Raw genomic sequence first — 15,155 nt, 5'->3', positions numbered from 1 at the left:
TACCTGAAAAGCAAAGAGCACATAAGCGATCTACAGAACATGGTGTATCATCGATTAAGGGAGGTTTACTATGCTTAAGGGAATCATTGCAGCTTTATGGGATAGAAAAGAGAGGCCGGAAGCCGTTATACCGGAGACGGTTTTTTTTCTCAATGGAGGTTTGTTTGAAGTTCAAGAGAGAATAGACCAGTTCAAATCTGCTGGCAAAAGGGTATTTGTTGATATCGATTTCGTGTCTGGACTTTCTGGAGATGAAGACAGCGTTATCTACCTTAAGAAGAGCGGGGTAGATGGGATAATCACGGCTAAACTAAGGATTTTTAAGCAAGCCGTTAACGTTGGTTTGAATCAGAGCTTGTTGAGGTTCTTCGTTCTTGACTCGAGGGCCGTTGACAAAGGAATACAGCAAATCGTATCTAATGGTATAAGAAATATTGAGATACTCCCTGGAATTGTTGCGGCGAAAATCGCCCCAAAGATCAGAGCACACGCACCCGACATAACGATTGTCGCCGCTGGACTCATAGATACCGCTGAAGAGATTGAGACTCTCAAAAAACACGTGGATGCCGTTTCCACAAGTTCCACGACCCTATGGTCCTACAGATGGTAATTATCTGCTGATTCTTGGATCAAGCGCATCCCTAAGACCATCTCCGAGAATATTCAGGCTCAGTACGATTATGGCGATCATAAGACCGGGAAAGAGGACGATCCATGGTGCGCTAAGTAGATAAGATGTGCCTTGACCTACCATACCTCCCAAAGTAGGTTCTGGTGGAGGTAAACCAAGACCAAGAAACCCAAGAGATGCTTCTGTAAGAAGGGCAGTTGATACGTTTGTTGTGAAAGTGACTATGAGTATAGAGGAGATGTTTGGAAGGATGTCGGTCAACATTATTGAAATACCCTTCTTTCCCAACGCCTTTGATGCCTTTACATACAGACTGTCCTTCAGAGACAAAGTGGCTCCCCTAACAGTCCTTGCAAAAATCGGGACGTAGACCAACCCTATTGCGAATATCAGATTGGCCATGCTTGAACCAAATAGTGCAATAATGAAGAGAGCCAGTATTAACGAAGGGAAGGCAAAAAAACTGTCCATGATCCTCATGATTATCAGATCAGTCCAGCCGCCTATGTAGCCGGAAAGGAGTCCCAACAAGGTCCCTATAATAGCAGATAGTGCTATTGCGCTGGACGCAATGATCACACTCTTCTGAACTCCATATATTGATCTTGAGAACACGTCTCTTCCAAACTGGTCTCCACCAAACAGATGACTCCAGGTGGGTTTGCTCATGAAAGAATCCATATTCATCTTATACGGATCGTACGGAGCAAACAAACCAGGAAGCAGAGTCACCATGATTATAACTATGATAATCGCCATACTCACTATGTAAATTGGATTATTGATAAGTCTTCTGAATACATTAAGCAATCTCTCTCACCTACCGAAGTTCAACACGAGGATCGATGAGTGTGTATATTATGTCTACCGCTATGTTCAACATAACTATCAGAATACCTATAAAAAGAACAATTCCCTGAACAACTGGGTAGTCTCTTTCATTCACTACATTGAGAAGAAGTCTTCCCATTCCCGGAAGCGCAAACATATTCTCAATAACGATTGTCCCGCCAAGAAGATATCCAAGCTGAATGCCGGAAAGCGTTACCACAGGAACCAGAGCGTTTCTCAGTGAATGCTTAAAAATAACATTTCGCACACTTACCCCCTTTGCTCTTGCCGTCCTAACATAATCCTGATTCAGCACGTCCAGCATCGAGGTTCTCGTAATCCTTAAGATCTGGGCAGCAACCATCAAACCCAATGTGAGCGAAGGAAGAAACATCACTTGAAGATTGGAAATTAGATCTACTCCCGGTCTTACATAGCCAAAGAGATTGAAGCCGTGAAAGGTACCTGAGAAGAGAACTATGAAGATCGCCCCCACCCAAAAGGATGGGGACGAAAGACCGATGAGGCCGATTATCCTTACGAAATTGTCAATGAAACCATTTCTTTTGATTGCAGATATGATTCCCATTGGAATACCAAACAACATAGCGAATCCAAGAGAGAATAATGACAGTTCAAGAGTAACGGGAAATCTCTCTCTTATTAGTTCGGTTACGGTTCTTCCCGTTCTAAGTGAAGTTCCTAGATTGAAAGAAAGGAGGTTTCTCACCCATATTCCATACTGAACGACTAAAGGCTTATCTAGACCATATTCAGTATAGAGCTGCTCTATTTGGCTTTCACTAAGATAGTTCTGAGTTCCTAGCATCATGTCCACCACATCGCCGGGAACTATGTGGATTGCAATGAAAACCAAAAATGTTACTAAGAGAACAGTGGGGATTGCCGAAAGCAACCTCCTGACAATGTATCCGAACTCCATTCTCTACCTGCTTATTACTCTTTGCGAGTTTCTCTCAAGAAAACAAGACTCTCGTTAGCCAGAGATCTGAACCCTTGAACAGCGTTATTCGAAGCGAATATCGTGTTTGCCGAATACAGGAACAGAATCGGTGAGTCTTCCACAAGCTTTTTCTGGAGCTCTCCATAGATCTTCTGTCTTGCAACAATATCCGACTCGCTTCTTCCTCTGTCAAGGAGTTCATCGACCTCGGGATTGCTGTAAAGGAATACATTGGTTGATCCACCGGTTCTGAAGGTCCTGTTGAACTGAATATCCGGATCAATAGAACCACTGTTCATGGAAATGAAAGAATCGAAATCGCTTTCTCTCCATTTGCTAATGAAGATACCCCATTCCACAATGTTTATCTTTGCTGTGACGCCAACTTCCGCAAGCTGAGCTTGAATAACTTGGGCAACCTTGTCGAAGTTATATCTCTGGGCAGCAACTATCTCAAACTCAAAACCATTTGGATAGCCTGCCTCCGTTAGCAGCTGTTTCGCCTTTGCTGGGTTGTAAGTGTACTCCTCAAACTCATTTGGCTGGAGCGCCCAAAAATCAAGTTCCGGGTTTAGAGGACCTGTTATAGTTGCTTCGTCGAATGCAACCGCCTTGACGATCATCTCTCTGTTTACTGCATAATTCAGAGCATTCCTAACCTCTGGCTTACTTAGAGGACCTCTGGTTGTGTTGAACCCCAACAAGTAATAGCTTAGAACAGGTGTTCTATATATCTTGAATCTATCTGAGGGCAGTTGTCTCAAACTAAGCGGCTCGCTAATCTTTGCCAGATCGACATCTCCGTTTCTTAGCGCGGAGACCCGTGTTACCTCCTCAGGCATGATCATCATCTTTATTTCGCTTAGATAAGGAAGTCCCTCCACAAAGTACTCGGTGTTCTTTCTCAGCGTTATGTAGTTACCTGCTACAAATTCGGCCATAAAGAACGGGCCTGTTCCATTCGTCACGAGCTGAAGATTTGCTCCTGACTCTACAAAACTCTTCGAAAGTATTGCGCTATTGACACCTGCAAAGTTAGGTAAGAGAGAAGAGGCCATTGGAATCTTTAACTTGAACTCGACTTTGTTGCCTTCTATGGCCTTTATAGATTCGACTTCACCATAGTAAGTGGCTGCGGGAGCTTTCACTTCCGGGTCTCTAATCCTTTCAAATGTGAACAAAACATCTTCAACAGTTAGGGATTCTCCGTTGTGGAATTTGACTCCTTCTCTGATCTCGAACACGATGGTATAAGGATCGACAACTTCGAAGTCTACAGCAAGGTTAGGTATTAGGTTCATGTTCTCATCGTACTTCAGGAGACCGTCATAGACGTTTTCAAGAACTCTGTGCGAAGCAAAAGCAGTCACAAGAGTCGGATCGAATCCTACAGGTTCGGTTTCGATAGCCATCACCAATACGCCGCTTACTGCGAACAGCGCTACAGACAATACAGTTATTAGAAGCAATGCCAGATACTTTCTCACACTAACACCTCCCAAGTTTAGATGCTATTGATTTCTACTTTCCAACAAAATAGGATCATTTGGTCTTTCTACGTCGTATATTAACATCCTGTTTCCCGATTTCACTATCATAAGCCTCCCCGAGACTGAGATTTCATCGACCTGCGTAAGCTCCAGATCTCTTAGCACAACTGGTGATGCCGGAGTGCTTATGTCAACAATCGCTACTCCTTTGTCGGTTGAAGCGTAGAGAATATCGTCTGAGACTTCGATCTTCAAGACAATGTAGTACCTTCCAACGGTGCTCTTCAGCGATCTCAAAGTATCTATAAGTTTCAGTCCACCGTTTATGCCCGCTTCCCCGGAAAAGACAATGCCGTTCTTCTCGGCAACGGCTCTAGAATAACCTTCGAGAGAAAGATCGAAGCTTGAAGTGCGATCGACGTATCCCGTCCCTTCTCTCTGAAGAATCTTTATTCCTGAGAGAGCATCGGCCAAATAGATTCTTGAAAGGTCCTCAGTAACGAACAAATCTACCGGCGTTGTCCAATCTCTGTAAACAACATCCATCCCTTCGGGAATTCCGCTGCTATTAAGGGAGACTCTGACAACGACTCCAGCGCTCTTATTGTCTAGAATCCAAAGGTAACCTCCCTCAAGCACTATTTTGACCGGAGAGGTATTTGTTGCGATCGTTCCAATAACCTGTGCCTCACCCGAACTATAATCAATGGTTGTTAGTCTTCCCGTCCCTTCTATCACGTAGACAAGATTCCCTTTAACCACAACAGGCACTTCACCATCATAGTTATAACGAACCTCCATGATATCGAGGCCCGAAGTATCCAAAGAAACTATATTCAATGCCTCTCCGAAGTAGATCGCTGTTACACTTCTTTGATCATGAAGTTCCGGTTCTCCAGAAGACTGCGTTCTGAACTGAACTGTTGAAGTTGATGCAAGCAGACTCCCGTCCCTCCACAGTTCAACTTTCCAGTAATACGTACTGTCTTCCTTCAGTCGGTCCTGATACTGAAATGAGTTACCCGCTGTCGTAGCTACTAGAGACATCTGATCTTGATACTCGCCCAGATAAATTCTGAACTCTCCCGCCTGCGCTCCCGTAACCTTCCATGAGAAGACAGGTCTGATATCGGCAACTGAATCTGCAGCTGGAGCTTCTACCTGCAGATCGACTTGACTCGTTACCACATAAAGGGTCCTCGTCTCTGAGGTAACTGTGTTTTCGCCGTCCGTTGCCACAACGTACCATCTATAGATTCGATTCATGATTAGACCGGATATTCTGATTTGATTTGTCTGCATTGACTCTCTATAAAGCTCAAGATCAGATCCCGAACCAAAATACACCGAATACCTGAGCTGATCTCCGTCAGGATCATAGCCTGACCATGTCAAATCAACATAGGTTTCACCGATCGCCCTTCCATCGACGGGACTGATTAAAGACAGTTCTGGAGGTCTGTTTTCAACTGAGAATCGGAAAGTCTCGCTTCTTATTGTGGCTCCACTATTGTCTGTCAACTGAACGAACCATTCATATGTTCGTCCCGGAAGAAGCCTTCCTGTTTGATAACTGTCGCTCGAAACCGTGTAACGTGAAAGGCTACCCAGTTCTCCAAAATAGACTTCCTTCTGCCTTATCATTTCTGTATCACCGTCTAAAACCCATTTCAATGTTACTCCCGAAGCCGACACTTTTTCTCCGTTCCTCGGCGCTTCAAGCAACACTCCAAACGGCTGTCCGGAAATGAAACTGACCGGCTCGCCTGCATACTCGACGTTGTCTCTCAAGACAGATACAGCCCAGAAGTACTGTCTACCGTCCTCAAAAGATAGTTCGGGTCTGTATTTGTTGTCCTGAACAACTCTTCTGACAATGGGGTTATGATCTGAATCATAAAGTCGGAAGACGTATCCCGAACTCTGTTGTGAATATGACCAAGAGAACTCTCTGTCGTTCTCGAATACTCCACCGGAAGGATAAATGTAGTCTAGTCCCGAAACACGGCTTTTTATAGGTATTTCGAGAATCCCTTTTTCACCTCCGGGATCCTCTGCCACGATTGTCAACAAGTAATCCCTTCCGGAAATGAGATTGGTTATGACATATCTCTCAAGGTTATTTCCGATAGCTACCGGGCGCCCCAACGACTCTTCGGCAAGGTCGACATATACTCCCACCTCAAGGTCTTCTCCTTCAGGATCGTCCAGCTCCCATTCAACAACAAGAGGCGTCGTTGCCCCCTCCAGGAACATGCGAGAAGGTTGAAGAAGCTTAATGACTGGCTTCTGGTTGCCTGTAACAAACGATGAGTACCTGCTCTTGGAGCTCTTCCCACCATCATCAATAATCTCCACGGCCCACTCATATCTTCGCCCAGGTTCAAGCTCACCGATAGTGAAAGAACTCTCTGAGGCAGAATACACTTTCTCAACGAATTCGGTTCCGCGCAAGTAGATCTTTGTTGAAACGATTACCCCGTCCGGGTCGTTACCTTCCCATCTCAGGGTCAGATCCCTTGTAGAGACTTCCGAAGCACCGTCCATTGGGAATATGAGGCGCGGAACCTCGGGTGGGAGGTTTTCGGTCTCAAAAGACCAGATTTCTCCTGCAATCTCGGAACCGTCCTTGATCAAATCTACCCGCCAGAAGTACCTGGTGTTGCTCAATATATCCTGAGTAAGCTCAATATCCGGTCTATCGAGGACGCGTTCGATGACTGTGTTGTTCATCTCGATGTCATTTGCAAGAACAAACCTGTAAGAAAGGCCCTCTCTCTCTCCATCGATTTCCCAAATGAAACGGGTGTGCGAACGGGGTACTTCTTCTTCTCCAGGTCTGGGCGATACCGGTAGAACTACTGCCAGCGACTTATCTCCCGTTCTGAAGACCGCTTCTTCGCTTCTGACAAATGCGCCCCTAGAGTCAGTCGCAACAACATACCAACTGTACTCTTCGTTTTCTCCAAGATCTCGTACTACACGTTCTTGAGAATCTATAGGTCCAATTACTCTAGAATCATCTAGCGACTTCAGATGAAGCTCATAGCTTATCGAGTCGCCATCTTGATCCTCGCCGACCCACCTGAAAGAGACAGCCGATGGCTCTACCCCTTCCCGAGAAACCGGGTTAACAACGGCTACACTAGGAGCTCGGTTTCCCGGTACTATTTGCATCTCTTTGCTTGCCTCGCCACCATGATTGTCACTGGCTTTTATGACTAAACTGTAACTAGTCCCCTCGTCCAGAGCTGAAAGAAAAACGGATGTCATTCTGCCCGAAGCAATCCTGACAGGTTCTTCATCTTCAGCCCCGAAGAAGACCTCGGTTGTAACACTATCCCCATCGGGATCCACTACGCTCCAAGTTACCGGTATTGAGGACTGCCCGGGAGGCGCAAAGGGATACTTCATATCAATTACAGGAGCTCTGTTTGAAGTCCGGAAGATCCACTCTTCGCTCTTCTTCTCCTTACCTGATGCGTCCCTCACTACAACATACCAGCTGTAAGTTGTGTGTCCTTTAAGAGAAGGAATAACTATATCCGTTGAATTCGTGGTTCCGATGAGGGAATGCCTCGACTGACCTTCCGCAAGATAGACATCGAAATAAAGTGGTTCGGGATAGTACTCGAGAGGAAGTGAGGTCTTCCATGAGAGGCTCCTCCTTCCAGCATCGAAATCGCTAGCTCCGCTTCTTGGGTTTTCCGGCGTAACTGCAGGAAGATCTGCCCTCATCTGTGTTGTGAAACTCTCAGTATAAGAAGTAGATTCACCTCCATACGAGTCCTTCGCAACGACTTTCCAGTAATACTTCGTCGAGTAATCAAGTCTCTTTAGTAACGAAACGTCAACCATCGTTTCGTGCGTTCCTCTAATGAGAAGGTCCTTCTCATCTAATCTTGGCTCTCTGCCAAAATACACGTCGTATACTAACTCATCTCCATCAGGATCATTGGAACTCCAGTTAAGTGTAAGATCTTTTAGGGGGACATTTCCCAGGTTTCTGCTGGGTGGAATTAGCTCTGGTCTTCTAGGATAAGTATTCATGAGTACGAACGTCCAGATTTCACTTTCTGCAGATTTTCCGCCTTCTGTGTAAACCCTTACTTTCCACCAATACTGAGAATGAGGGTCAACCTCAAACTCATGAGAGAAGGAAAATATCCCCTCAGTAGGGGAGGTCAGATCACCCTGAAGGTCAAGTGCCAATCTGGTCAAACTATTTCTGTCCTTGCCAGCGAAGACTTCTGCTAAGAGGCCATGCCTTGGACGTTCATATACAGCTTCCCATCTTAATTCTACCTTTTCAGCATATTGGATTCTCTCTGCATTTTTCGGAATTGGCGAGACATTCGAGATAAGTATTTTCGGTTCTGGAACGGGCCAGAGGAAAAATGCTGCAACTACGGCAGCTACAATTACCAGGAGCAAAGTAATGATAATCGGCACTATCGTGGAACCTCTGTAATAGTGCAACGTGAATCCCTCCTCAGACTCTTAGTCCAATCTCGTGCGAAATAGAATTGTCGGCATTCCGCTCTATTGTATCCTCGGATAACCGCAGGCCACTAAGTTTCTTGATATGGTTCGACTGAACAAGAAACTCGTTAGAAATCATCTCTATAGTGATGTACCCCAGCTCAACTCTTCTTGCAAAACCGTTTTTAGGATTATCATCAATCATCTCTACGACGGGCTTCCATGTCCCGGCATTAGCGTAGAATTTCTCTTCTCCGTTGCTCGAAATCATCCGCAATACGTGGCGGTGATTATGACCCATCACAACACCTTTCAGTTCACCTGGAACGATAGGCGGGGCTTTGTCACCATACATCAGAAAGAACTCACTGTTCATGGCCTTTTGAAAGCCTTTCTTTCCCTCCGCACCAAGCAGTCTTCTCCCTTGCCTATATAGATTGTCAGTCTTCTTCAACTTTCTGACTGCCATCACGATTCTCACCATCAGACTTCCGAGTTTCATACCGCCGTGCCTGTTCACAAACAACCCCTCAACGACCTTCAAAACCGGCCAGTTAGCATCTATCCAACGTTGTGCATCATGGCTCTTCAAAAGAATAAGAAATTGCCTTGACCACTCCGCCTGTAAGTCCGAGTCGACCTCATACACTCTCCTTAAGTATTCAAGCCACTGAAATACATCGAGAGTAGGGTGCACATTCTGATAATCCCTTACCACCTGCTCGGGAAGCTCGGTTCTCATGAGACATTTGTCAAAGTTCTCCATCATGAACCGGGCCATATAGTCACCAAAAGGCTGCATAAGATTGCCGTTCTTCCTATCTCTGAAGAATCTGTTCACAATGTCGTACTGATTGCCGTGAATGGCCAAAGTCTTGAACTCTCTGTCAAGATAATAAGGCAGGATTTCAACCTTCTCTTCGTCTCCCAGTAACTCCTTCAACTTGTGACGGAGTCTCTCACTGAAAAGCAAAAGGGAATCATGGTTTCCAACAACGTATTTCACTCTTCCACTCTCGGCGAACTCTCTGAATGCTCTGAACACTTCCTGATGTTTGCTCTCAATAGCATCGACAATCGATACATCGATCTCTTTCAGCAATCTGTCAAAAGGCAACATCCGTCTGCTTCTAATAAACTCTGACATCAGCAACTCAAGACCATCACCAACAATTACGATCTCGCCGAAACCTTTGTCCTTGGAGCTGAGTATCAGCTCGATGAGATCCGAATCGAACTTGAAGTCATCCTTTAACGTTCCGTCACCTATGTGAAGATCACTCAGATATAGTTTTTTCACCATGGACCTCCTAATTTACATGATACCGCAAATCCTCTTTCAAGATTCAATATTTCGCGAAATTGCTGGTTCCAATATCGTTGTAAAGATGAGACAATATAACGATGGACAGGCTATGGTATTTGCTGGATCTTTCTCTAGCTTTGCCGCTCTTATTGAACGGTTTTGATGCGTTTATCGCAGCTCTTGGTGTATGTGTCTTTATTAGCTTTTCTATGCGCGGTTACGAGGGAATCACTTTTTCCGATCCAGATAAGCAGAAGGCTTCTTCCCTTGGATCCGTTGTTTTGTCTTGCTTATTCGGGGCTTTGTTGATTCGTTTATCACCATGGATAGCCCTACCTACTCTGACACTTACCGCTCTGAGATACTTCTTTCTATACAGGCTTTCTCACGAGAGCTTCAATGAAGAGAAGTTGATGCTTATTGAAAGAGAACCAATAGAAACCAAGAAAACCTACGACAGAATCAAGAGAGTACTTGACATAGTCCTCGGAGTCGCGATGCTCGTCCTGTTCGGCCCTGTCATCGGAGTAATTGTGCTGACCTCAGTTATCTCTAGCGGAAGACCTGTATTTATTTGCCAGAAGAGGATCGGAAAGGACTGCAGGGAATTCGAAATGTATAAGTTTAGAACTTTTGAAACAAAGGCGGGTAAAGATAGGATTACTCGCCTAGGCAGATTCTTGAGACCTCTAAGATTGGATGAACTTCCTCAGATAATCAACATCATAAAGGGAGACATGAGCTTAGTCGGGCCAAGGCCAGAGCTCCCATCATTTCACAGCCTCGGAATGGAGAACATACCCGATTACCCACTAAGACTCTTAGTCAAACCCGGACTCACAGGTTGGGCGCAGATCAATTACAAGTACACAACAACACTTGAAGAGTACAAAGTAAAAACTGCTTACGACCTCTATTATGTCAAGAACAGGTCGTTGATGCTAGACTTCAGGTGTCTCTTGAAAACACCCTTTGCAGTGTTTCTGGCTCTGCTGAGAAGCGATGGCTGAATAGAAACGAGGGGCACCTGGCCCCTCGGATTACCTTCTTCATCATAGCTACCCTTTGGCGATTTCCTCAAGCTCCTTCTTTCTCTCAATTACGCTCTTGCTGTTGTTCTTGTAATGAGTATGGAGTAGTTCGTGTGAGAGGTGTCCTAGGGGCTTCTCCAAATACTCTTCGTAAAGCTTTAGAATTCCCGGATTTTCATGAGATTTCCTGATTTTGGAAGACTTGTCAATACTATATATTGCTTCCATTCTCTTTTCCAAATAACCAGGAACACTCGATTTCGGTTGACCGCCGCCACCTATACAGCCACCTGGACATGCCATTATCTCGACAAAATGGTAGAAGGCTTCACCTGAACGTATCTTGTCCATCAACTTGACAACATTGCTTCCACCATGAGCAATCGCAACTTTTACTTTAGTGCCCTTCATTTCTATTTCAGCTTCCTTCACACCTTCGAATCCGCGAGCAAAGTCGAAGTCAAGTCTGGGCAACTCTTCCCCGGTGTATACCTCGTACGCGGTTCTCAAAGCCGCTTCCATGACGCCTCCAGTTGCTCCGAAGATAGCTGCAGCTCCTGTTGAGATCCCAAGAGGATTGTCGTATTCTTCCTCTTCAAGCGACTCGAAGGGTATCTTATGCATTTTGATAAGTTTCCCGAGCTCCCTGGTTACCAGAACTGCATCCGTCGATTGGGCACCTCTTACTTGAAGTGTATCTCTCCCCTTCTCATCTTTCTTAGCAGTACAAGGCATGATGGAGACCAGGTAAATGTCTTCCGGCCTTTTACCAATCTTCTCCGCGAAGAAAGTCTTGACAAGAGCACTCATCATTTCTTGAGGAGACTTGGCAGTTGAAAGGTTCTCGGTGTACTCCGGGTATAGTTTCTCCATCATGTTAACCCATCCAGGGCAACAAGAGGTGAACATCGGGAACTTTCCACCTTCCTTAACTCTTTCGAGTAGTTCAGAGCCTTCCTCCAGAATTGTCAGGTCAGCAGAGAAATTCGTATCGAACACATAGTCGAACCCTAGCTTTCTGAGTGCAGCAACCATCTTGCCGGTGCTAACGGTTCCGGGAAGTTCTCCAAACTCTTCAGCCAACGCAACGCGCACTGAAGGAGCCGTCTGCGCAATGAGAACTTTATCATGTCTCTTCAGTTCGGCAACAACATCTCTGAACTCCATCCTTTCGGTAATAGCTCCAACCGGGCATACCGCTGAACACTGACCACAATTTATACAGTCAGTAGCTGCAATAGGGGCTCCGAGAGCGGGTAAAGGCAGAACATGATATCCCCTATTTACAGGTGATAGAATTGATAGGCCCTGGAGTTCATCACATGCTCTAACGCATCTTCCACAATCAATACACTTGTTCATGTCTCTGAACAGCGATGGACTGGAAGTGTCATAAGAAACATTTCTGAGGGTCTTCGGGAACATGTCTTTAACATCGTATTGATATATCAGATCCTGAAACTCGCATCTACCATTCACATCACAGGTCATACAGTCATTGGGGTGATTTGAAAGCAGAAGACCAAGGTTGAATCTTACGGCCTTGTTCACTCTTTCAGAATTCGTCTTAATCTTCATTCCATCAGCGACCTGAGTTGCGCATGCGGGCGAGAGACTACGAGCTCCCTCAACCTCGACGACACAGACCCTGCATGATCCAACAACAGAGAGGGCAGGGTGATAACAGAGCGTTGGAATATCCATTCCAACTTCACGGCAAGCCTCAAGAATACTCTGATCCTCTTTCACGGAATAGTCCTTGCCGTTAATGGTAATTGTCACGGGCACCGAACAGCACCTCCATTCGAAATCTTCAGTTATTGAGAGAGAAGAAACTAGATTGTGATTTTTCTATCAAATAGATTCTAGCATATTGATCGCCCCTTATGCCAGGTATTAGGTTAAAATTTACCCACAGGGAAACAAATGAAAGGCAACATGGTTAGACGTGTTAAACAGTATGCGAGTCTCCGACTAACGATTGGGAGGAGTTCTCACTAAAGGTATTCAGAACCCATTCCATTTGGGCATGGAACAGGAATAAGACTATAATAGACTTGATTACTATTATGGTCTCTATGGAGGTTATGCGGTATGAGAAAATGGTTCTTCTGGGCGTTGTTGATGGTCGTGGTAGCAGTCGTATTTGCCATCAGATTGCTTCCTGATGTGCTTAACAAACCCCCTGTGATGAGCATTCCAGACATGATAATCAACGAGGGTGATATTCTTTCTATAGATCTACACGATTACTCAAGCGACGAAAAGATGGCGTCTCTCACCTACAGAAAGTTAGCGGGCCCTGGAGAAATCAGGGACACATTCTATACATTCTCGCCGAGTTATCAGCAGTCTGGAAAACACACAGTTACGATTTCGGTTGCTGACCAGAAAGAGCAAACTGCCGAATCCACATTTGTCATTACCGTTAGGGAAGTGAATCGTCCACCAGTGCTATCAGTGCCGGATCAGGTAATTGCGCACAACGAAACCGTTTCCATAGATCTTGATGAGTTCGCAGAAGATCCAGATTTGGATCCTCTTACGTACAGAATCTCTTCTGGCAACGGTCAGATAATTGGCAGCAGTTACACATACAAACCGGACTTTGCAACAAGAACAGAGGAAAGTATAACCATAACAGTTCTTGACGGTCGCGGAGGAAATGATGATTCAACATTCTTGATATTGAATAAGGCGTTCATTACAACTCCATCAACACCATCAGCTGACTCCACAACAATCGAGTCAGCAACAGCAGTCACCATTACTCCCGAAGGAACAGACGCTTCTTCGCGATTAGTAACAGCTGAAACAAGAAATCTTCCACCGGTGTCGAGCATCCCTGATCAGACTCTGGACCAGGGCAATACACTCGTTCTGGATCTCCGAACCTTCATAAGGGATCCGGAAAATGATCCAGTTTCGATAAGAATTAGTTCGGGCCCTGGTGAGGTAGAGAGATCACTCTATTCATACACAAGTACCGAGAATGACTCAGGCATAAAGACCGTTGTTCTACAGATTTCGGACGGTTTAAATACTGTTGAAGATAGCTTTCAAATCAGTATCGCCACTAAAAACAGAGTACCGGTAGCTTCGAACATTCCCGAGAGAACGATTGAAGTTAATGAACAACTTACGCTTAACCTCGGCAATTACTTCTCAGATCCTGACGGAGACATACTTTCATACCAGCTTGTCAGCGGTTCCGGAAGAATCGCCGGTAGTCAGTATACTTTTCAATCATCTGATCCAGGAAGATACTCAGCAACTATCAGAGCCTCCGATGGAAAGGGCGGATCGGTAGACAGAACAGTGACATTCAATGTAAGTCAAACAAATAACCCGCCTGTGATCTCAATTCTTCCGAGGAGGATTTCTGAGGGAGAAAGGCTGACGATTAACCTTTCAGATCACGCTTCCGATCCAGATAATGACCCGCTTAACTACTCACTAGTTTCAGGTCCGGGAACAATTCAGGGAAGAACTTACACTTTTGACGCAGACTATGGCAGCGCGGGAAGCTACGAAGCGGTTGTTTCAGTGAGCGATGGAAAGGGCGGATCGGCAAGAGCAACGGTAAGAATTGATGTCAGAGAGAGCAATAGACCCCCTGTTTTGAACATACCAGGGTTCACGATAGCAGAAGGTTCTAGACTTGTTGTTGATCTGAATGAATACTCATCTGATCCGGACAATGACAATCTATCATTTGAGATCGTTCAGGGAATGGGAACGATTGAAGGAAGCAGGCTGATAATTGAACCTGGGTACGAGGATTACGGCTTCTACACATTCGTCGTAAGTGCATCAGACGGTAAGGGAGGTACGGCAAATGCTTCTTTTGACGTGCTCGTTACAGATACGAACAGGCCGCCCGAATTCAATATTCCAGATCAAACCACAATAATCTCAAGAACTCTTCGGCTTGACTTGAGACAGTTCAGCAGCGACCCCGACGGAGACTATCTTAGATACGAACTAATCTATGGACCTGGAGTGTTGACCGGTAGCATCTACTCATTCATTCCTGAAACACTTGGATCAAGCACAGTTATGCTTAGAGCTAGTGATCTCAAAGGCGGGGAGGCTACAGCTGCTTTTACAATAACCGTAAGATAATATACTCACTGTTTGCCATCTTAGGTTGCCTTTCGGGTTCAAGGGATATTAATACCAACTAGACTTGATTATGAGCTATTATCTTGTTGGCGCTCTCTATTCCTTTCGCTTAGTACTGAAGTATGCTATAATAAGTTTGGTAGCGGGGGAGAAGATGAATACAGGAGGTTTGTTACATGATTGAAAAAGAATTGAAGAGAACTCCATCAGGAGATCAGAAGGGACTCGAACTCGAGACAGATAGAACCCTTAATCTAGTTGAGGTATCATTCGAGGACAGAAGAAAATAATC

The 15,155-nt window shown here is 45.1% G+C and carries 9 protein-coding genes; 3 read left to right on the top strand and 6 right to left on the bottom strand.

From position 1 onward, the window contains the following. The first annotated feature begins 70 nt into the window (after window positions 1–70). On the top strand, window positions 71–613 hold the full coding sequence (locus V512_RS11290) for a glycerol-3-phosphate responsive antiterminator (RefSeq protein ID WP_099830563.1): 543 nt from the start codon (window positions 71–73) through the stop codon (window positions 611–613). On the opposite strand, the gene V512_RS11285 is transcribed toward V512_RS11290, so the two are convergent. The 5 genes from V512_RS11285 to V512_RS11265 are packed head-to-tail and all read right to left on the bottom strand — an operon-like array spanning window position 614 to window position 9,704. After that, a complete protein-coding gene (locus V512_RS11285) occupies window positions 614–1,444 on the bottom strand; it encodes an ABC transporter permease (RefSeq protein ID WP_099830562.1) in 831 nt (276 codons plus the stop codon). Window positions 1,445–1,454: 10 nt separating this feature from the next. Next, window positions 1,455–2,408, bottom strand: coding sequence for an ABC transporter permease (locus tag V512_RS11280; RefSeq protein ID WP_099830561.1), 954 nt, complete (start codon window positions 2,406–2,408; stop codon window positions 1,455–1,457). Between the two features lie 14 nt (window positions 2,409–2,422). After that, the gene (locus V512_RS11275) at window positions 2,423–3,916 is read right to left on the bottom strand and encodes an ABC transporter substrate-binding protein (protein ID WP_099830560.1); all 1,494 of its coding nucleotides are present in this window, start codon (window positions 3,914–3,916) and stop codon (window positions 2,423–2,425) included. Between the two features lie 24 nt (window positions 3,917–3,940). After that, on the bottom strand, window positions 3,941–8,398 hold the full coding sequence (locus tag V512_RS11270; protein WP_099830559.1) for a hypothetical protein: 4,458 nt from the start codon (window positions 8,396–8,398) through the stop codon (window positions 3,941–3,943). A 13-nt stretch (window positions 8,399–8,411) separates the two neighbouring features. Next, on the bottom strand, window positions 8,412–9,704 hold the full coding sequence (locus V512_RS11265; RefSeq protein ID WP_243392402.1) for a hypothetical protein: 1,293 nt from the start codon (window positions 9,702–9,704) through the stop codon (window positions 8,412–8,414). A 101-nt stretch (window positions 9,705–9,805) separates the two neighbouring features. Between V512_RS11265 and V512_RS11260 the strand changes: the two genes are divergently transcribed. Continuing rightward, window positions 9,806–10,717 carry a sugar transferase gene (locus V512_RS11260; RefSeq protein WP_099830557.1) on the top strand — a complete coding sequence of 304 codons (912 nt, stop codon included), beginning with the start codon at window positions 9,806–9,808 and terminating at the stop codon, window positions 10,715–10,717. Window positions 10,718–10,765: 48 nt separating this feature from the next. On the opposite strand, the gene V512_RS11255 is transcribed toward V512_RS11260, so the two are convergent. After that, window positions 10,766–12,526 (bottom strand): NADH-dependent [FeFe] hydrogenase, group A6, encoded by a 1,761-nt coding sequence (locus V512_RS11255; protein WP_099830556.1) that lies wholly within the window; start codon window positions 12,524–12,526, stop codon window positions 10,766–10,768. Window positions 12,527–12,832: 306 nt separating this feature from the next. Between V512_RS11255 and V512_RS11250 the strand changes: the two genes are divergently transcribed. Further along, on the top strand, window positions 12,833–14,863 hold the full coding sequence (locus tag V512_RS11250; RefSeq protein ID WP_099830555.1) for an Ig-like domain-containing protein: 2,031 nt from the start codon (window positions 12,833–12,835) through the stop codon (window positions 14,861–14,863). The last annotated feature ends 292 nt before the right edge of the window (window positions 14,864–15,155 follow it).

Source organism: Mesotoga sp. Brook.08.105.5.1 (genome assembly GCF_002752635.1).
Classification (GTDB): domain Bacteria; phylum Thermotogota; class Thermotogae; order Petrotogales; family Kosmotogaceae; genus Mesotoga.
Note: the sequence above shows the minus strand (reverse complement) of the source record. Positions and strands in the feature narration are given on the sequence as shown.

What these genes read in the sequence shown, in the direction of transcription:
- V512_RS11260 (WP_099830557.1), top strand. Translation starts at nt 9,806, where the DNA reads ATGGACAGGCTATGGTATTTGCTGGATCTTTCTCTAGCTTTGCCGCTC.
- V512_RS11290 (WP_099830563.1), top strand. Translation starts at nt 71, where the DNA reads ATGCTTAAGGGAATCATTGCAGCTTTATGGGATAGAAAAGAGAGGCCG.
- V512_RS11250 (WP_099830555.1), top strand. Translation starts at nt 12,833, where the DNA reads ATGAGAAAATGGTTCTTCTGGGCGTTGTTGATGGTCGTGGTAGCAGTC.
- V512_RS11280 (WP_099830561.1), bottom strand. Translation starts at nt 2,408, where the DNA reads ATGGAGTTCGGATACATTGTCAGGAGGTTGCTTTCGGCAATCCCCACT.
- V512_RS11265 (WP_243392402.1), bottom strand. Translation starts at nt 9,704, where the DNA reads ATGGTGAAAAAACTATATCTGAGTGATCTTCACATAGGTGACGGAACG.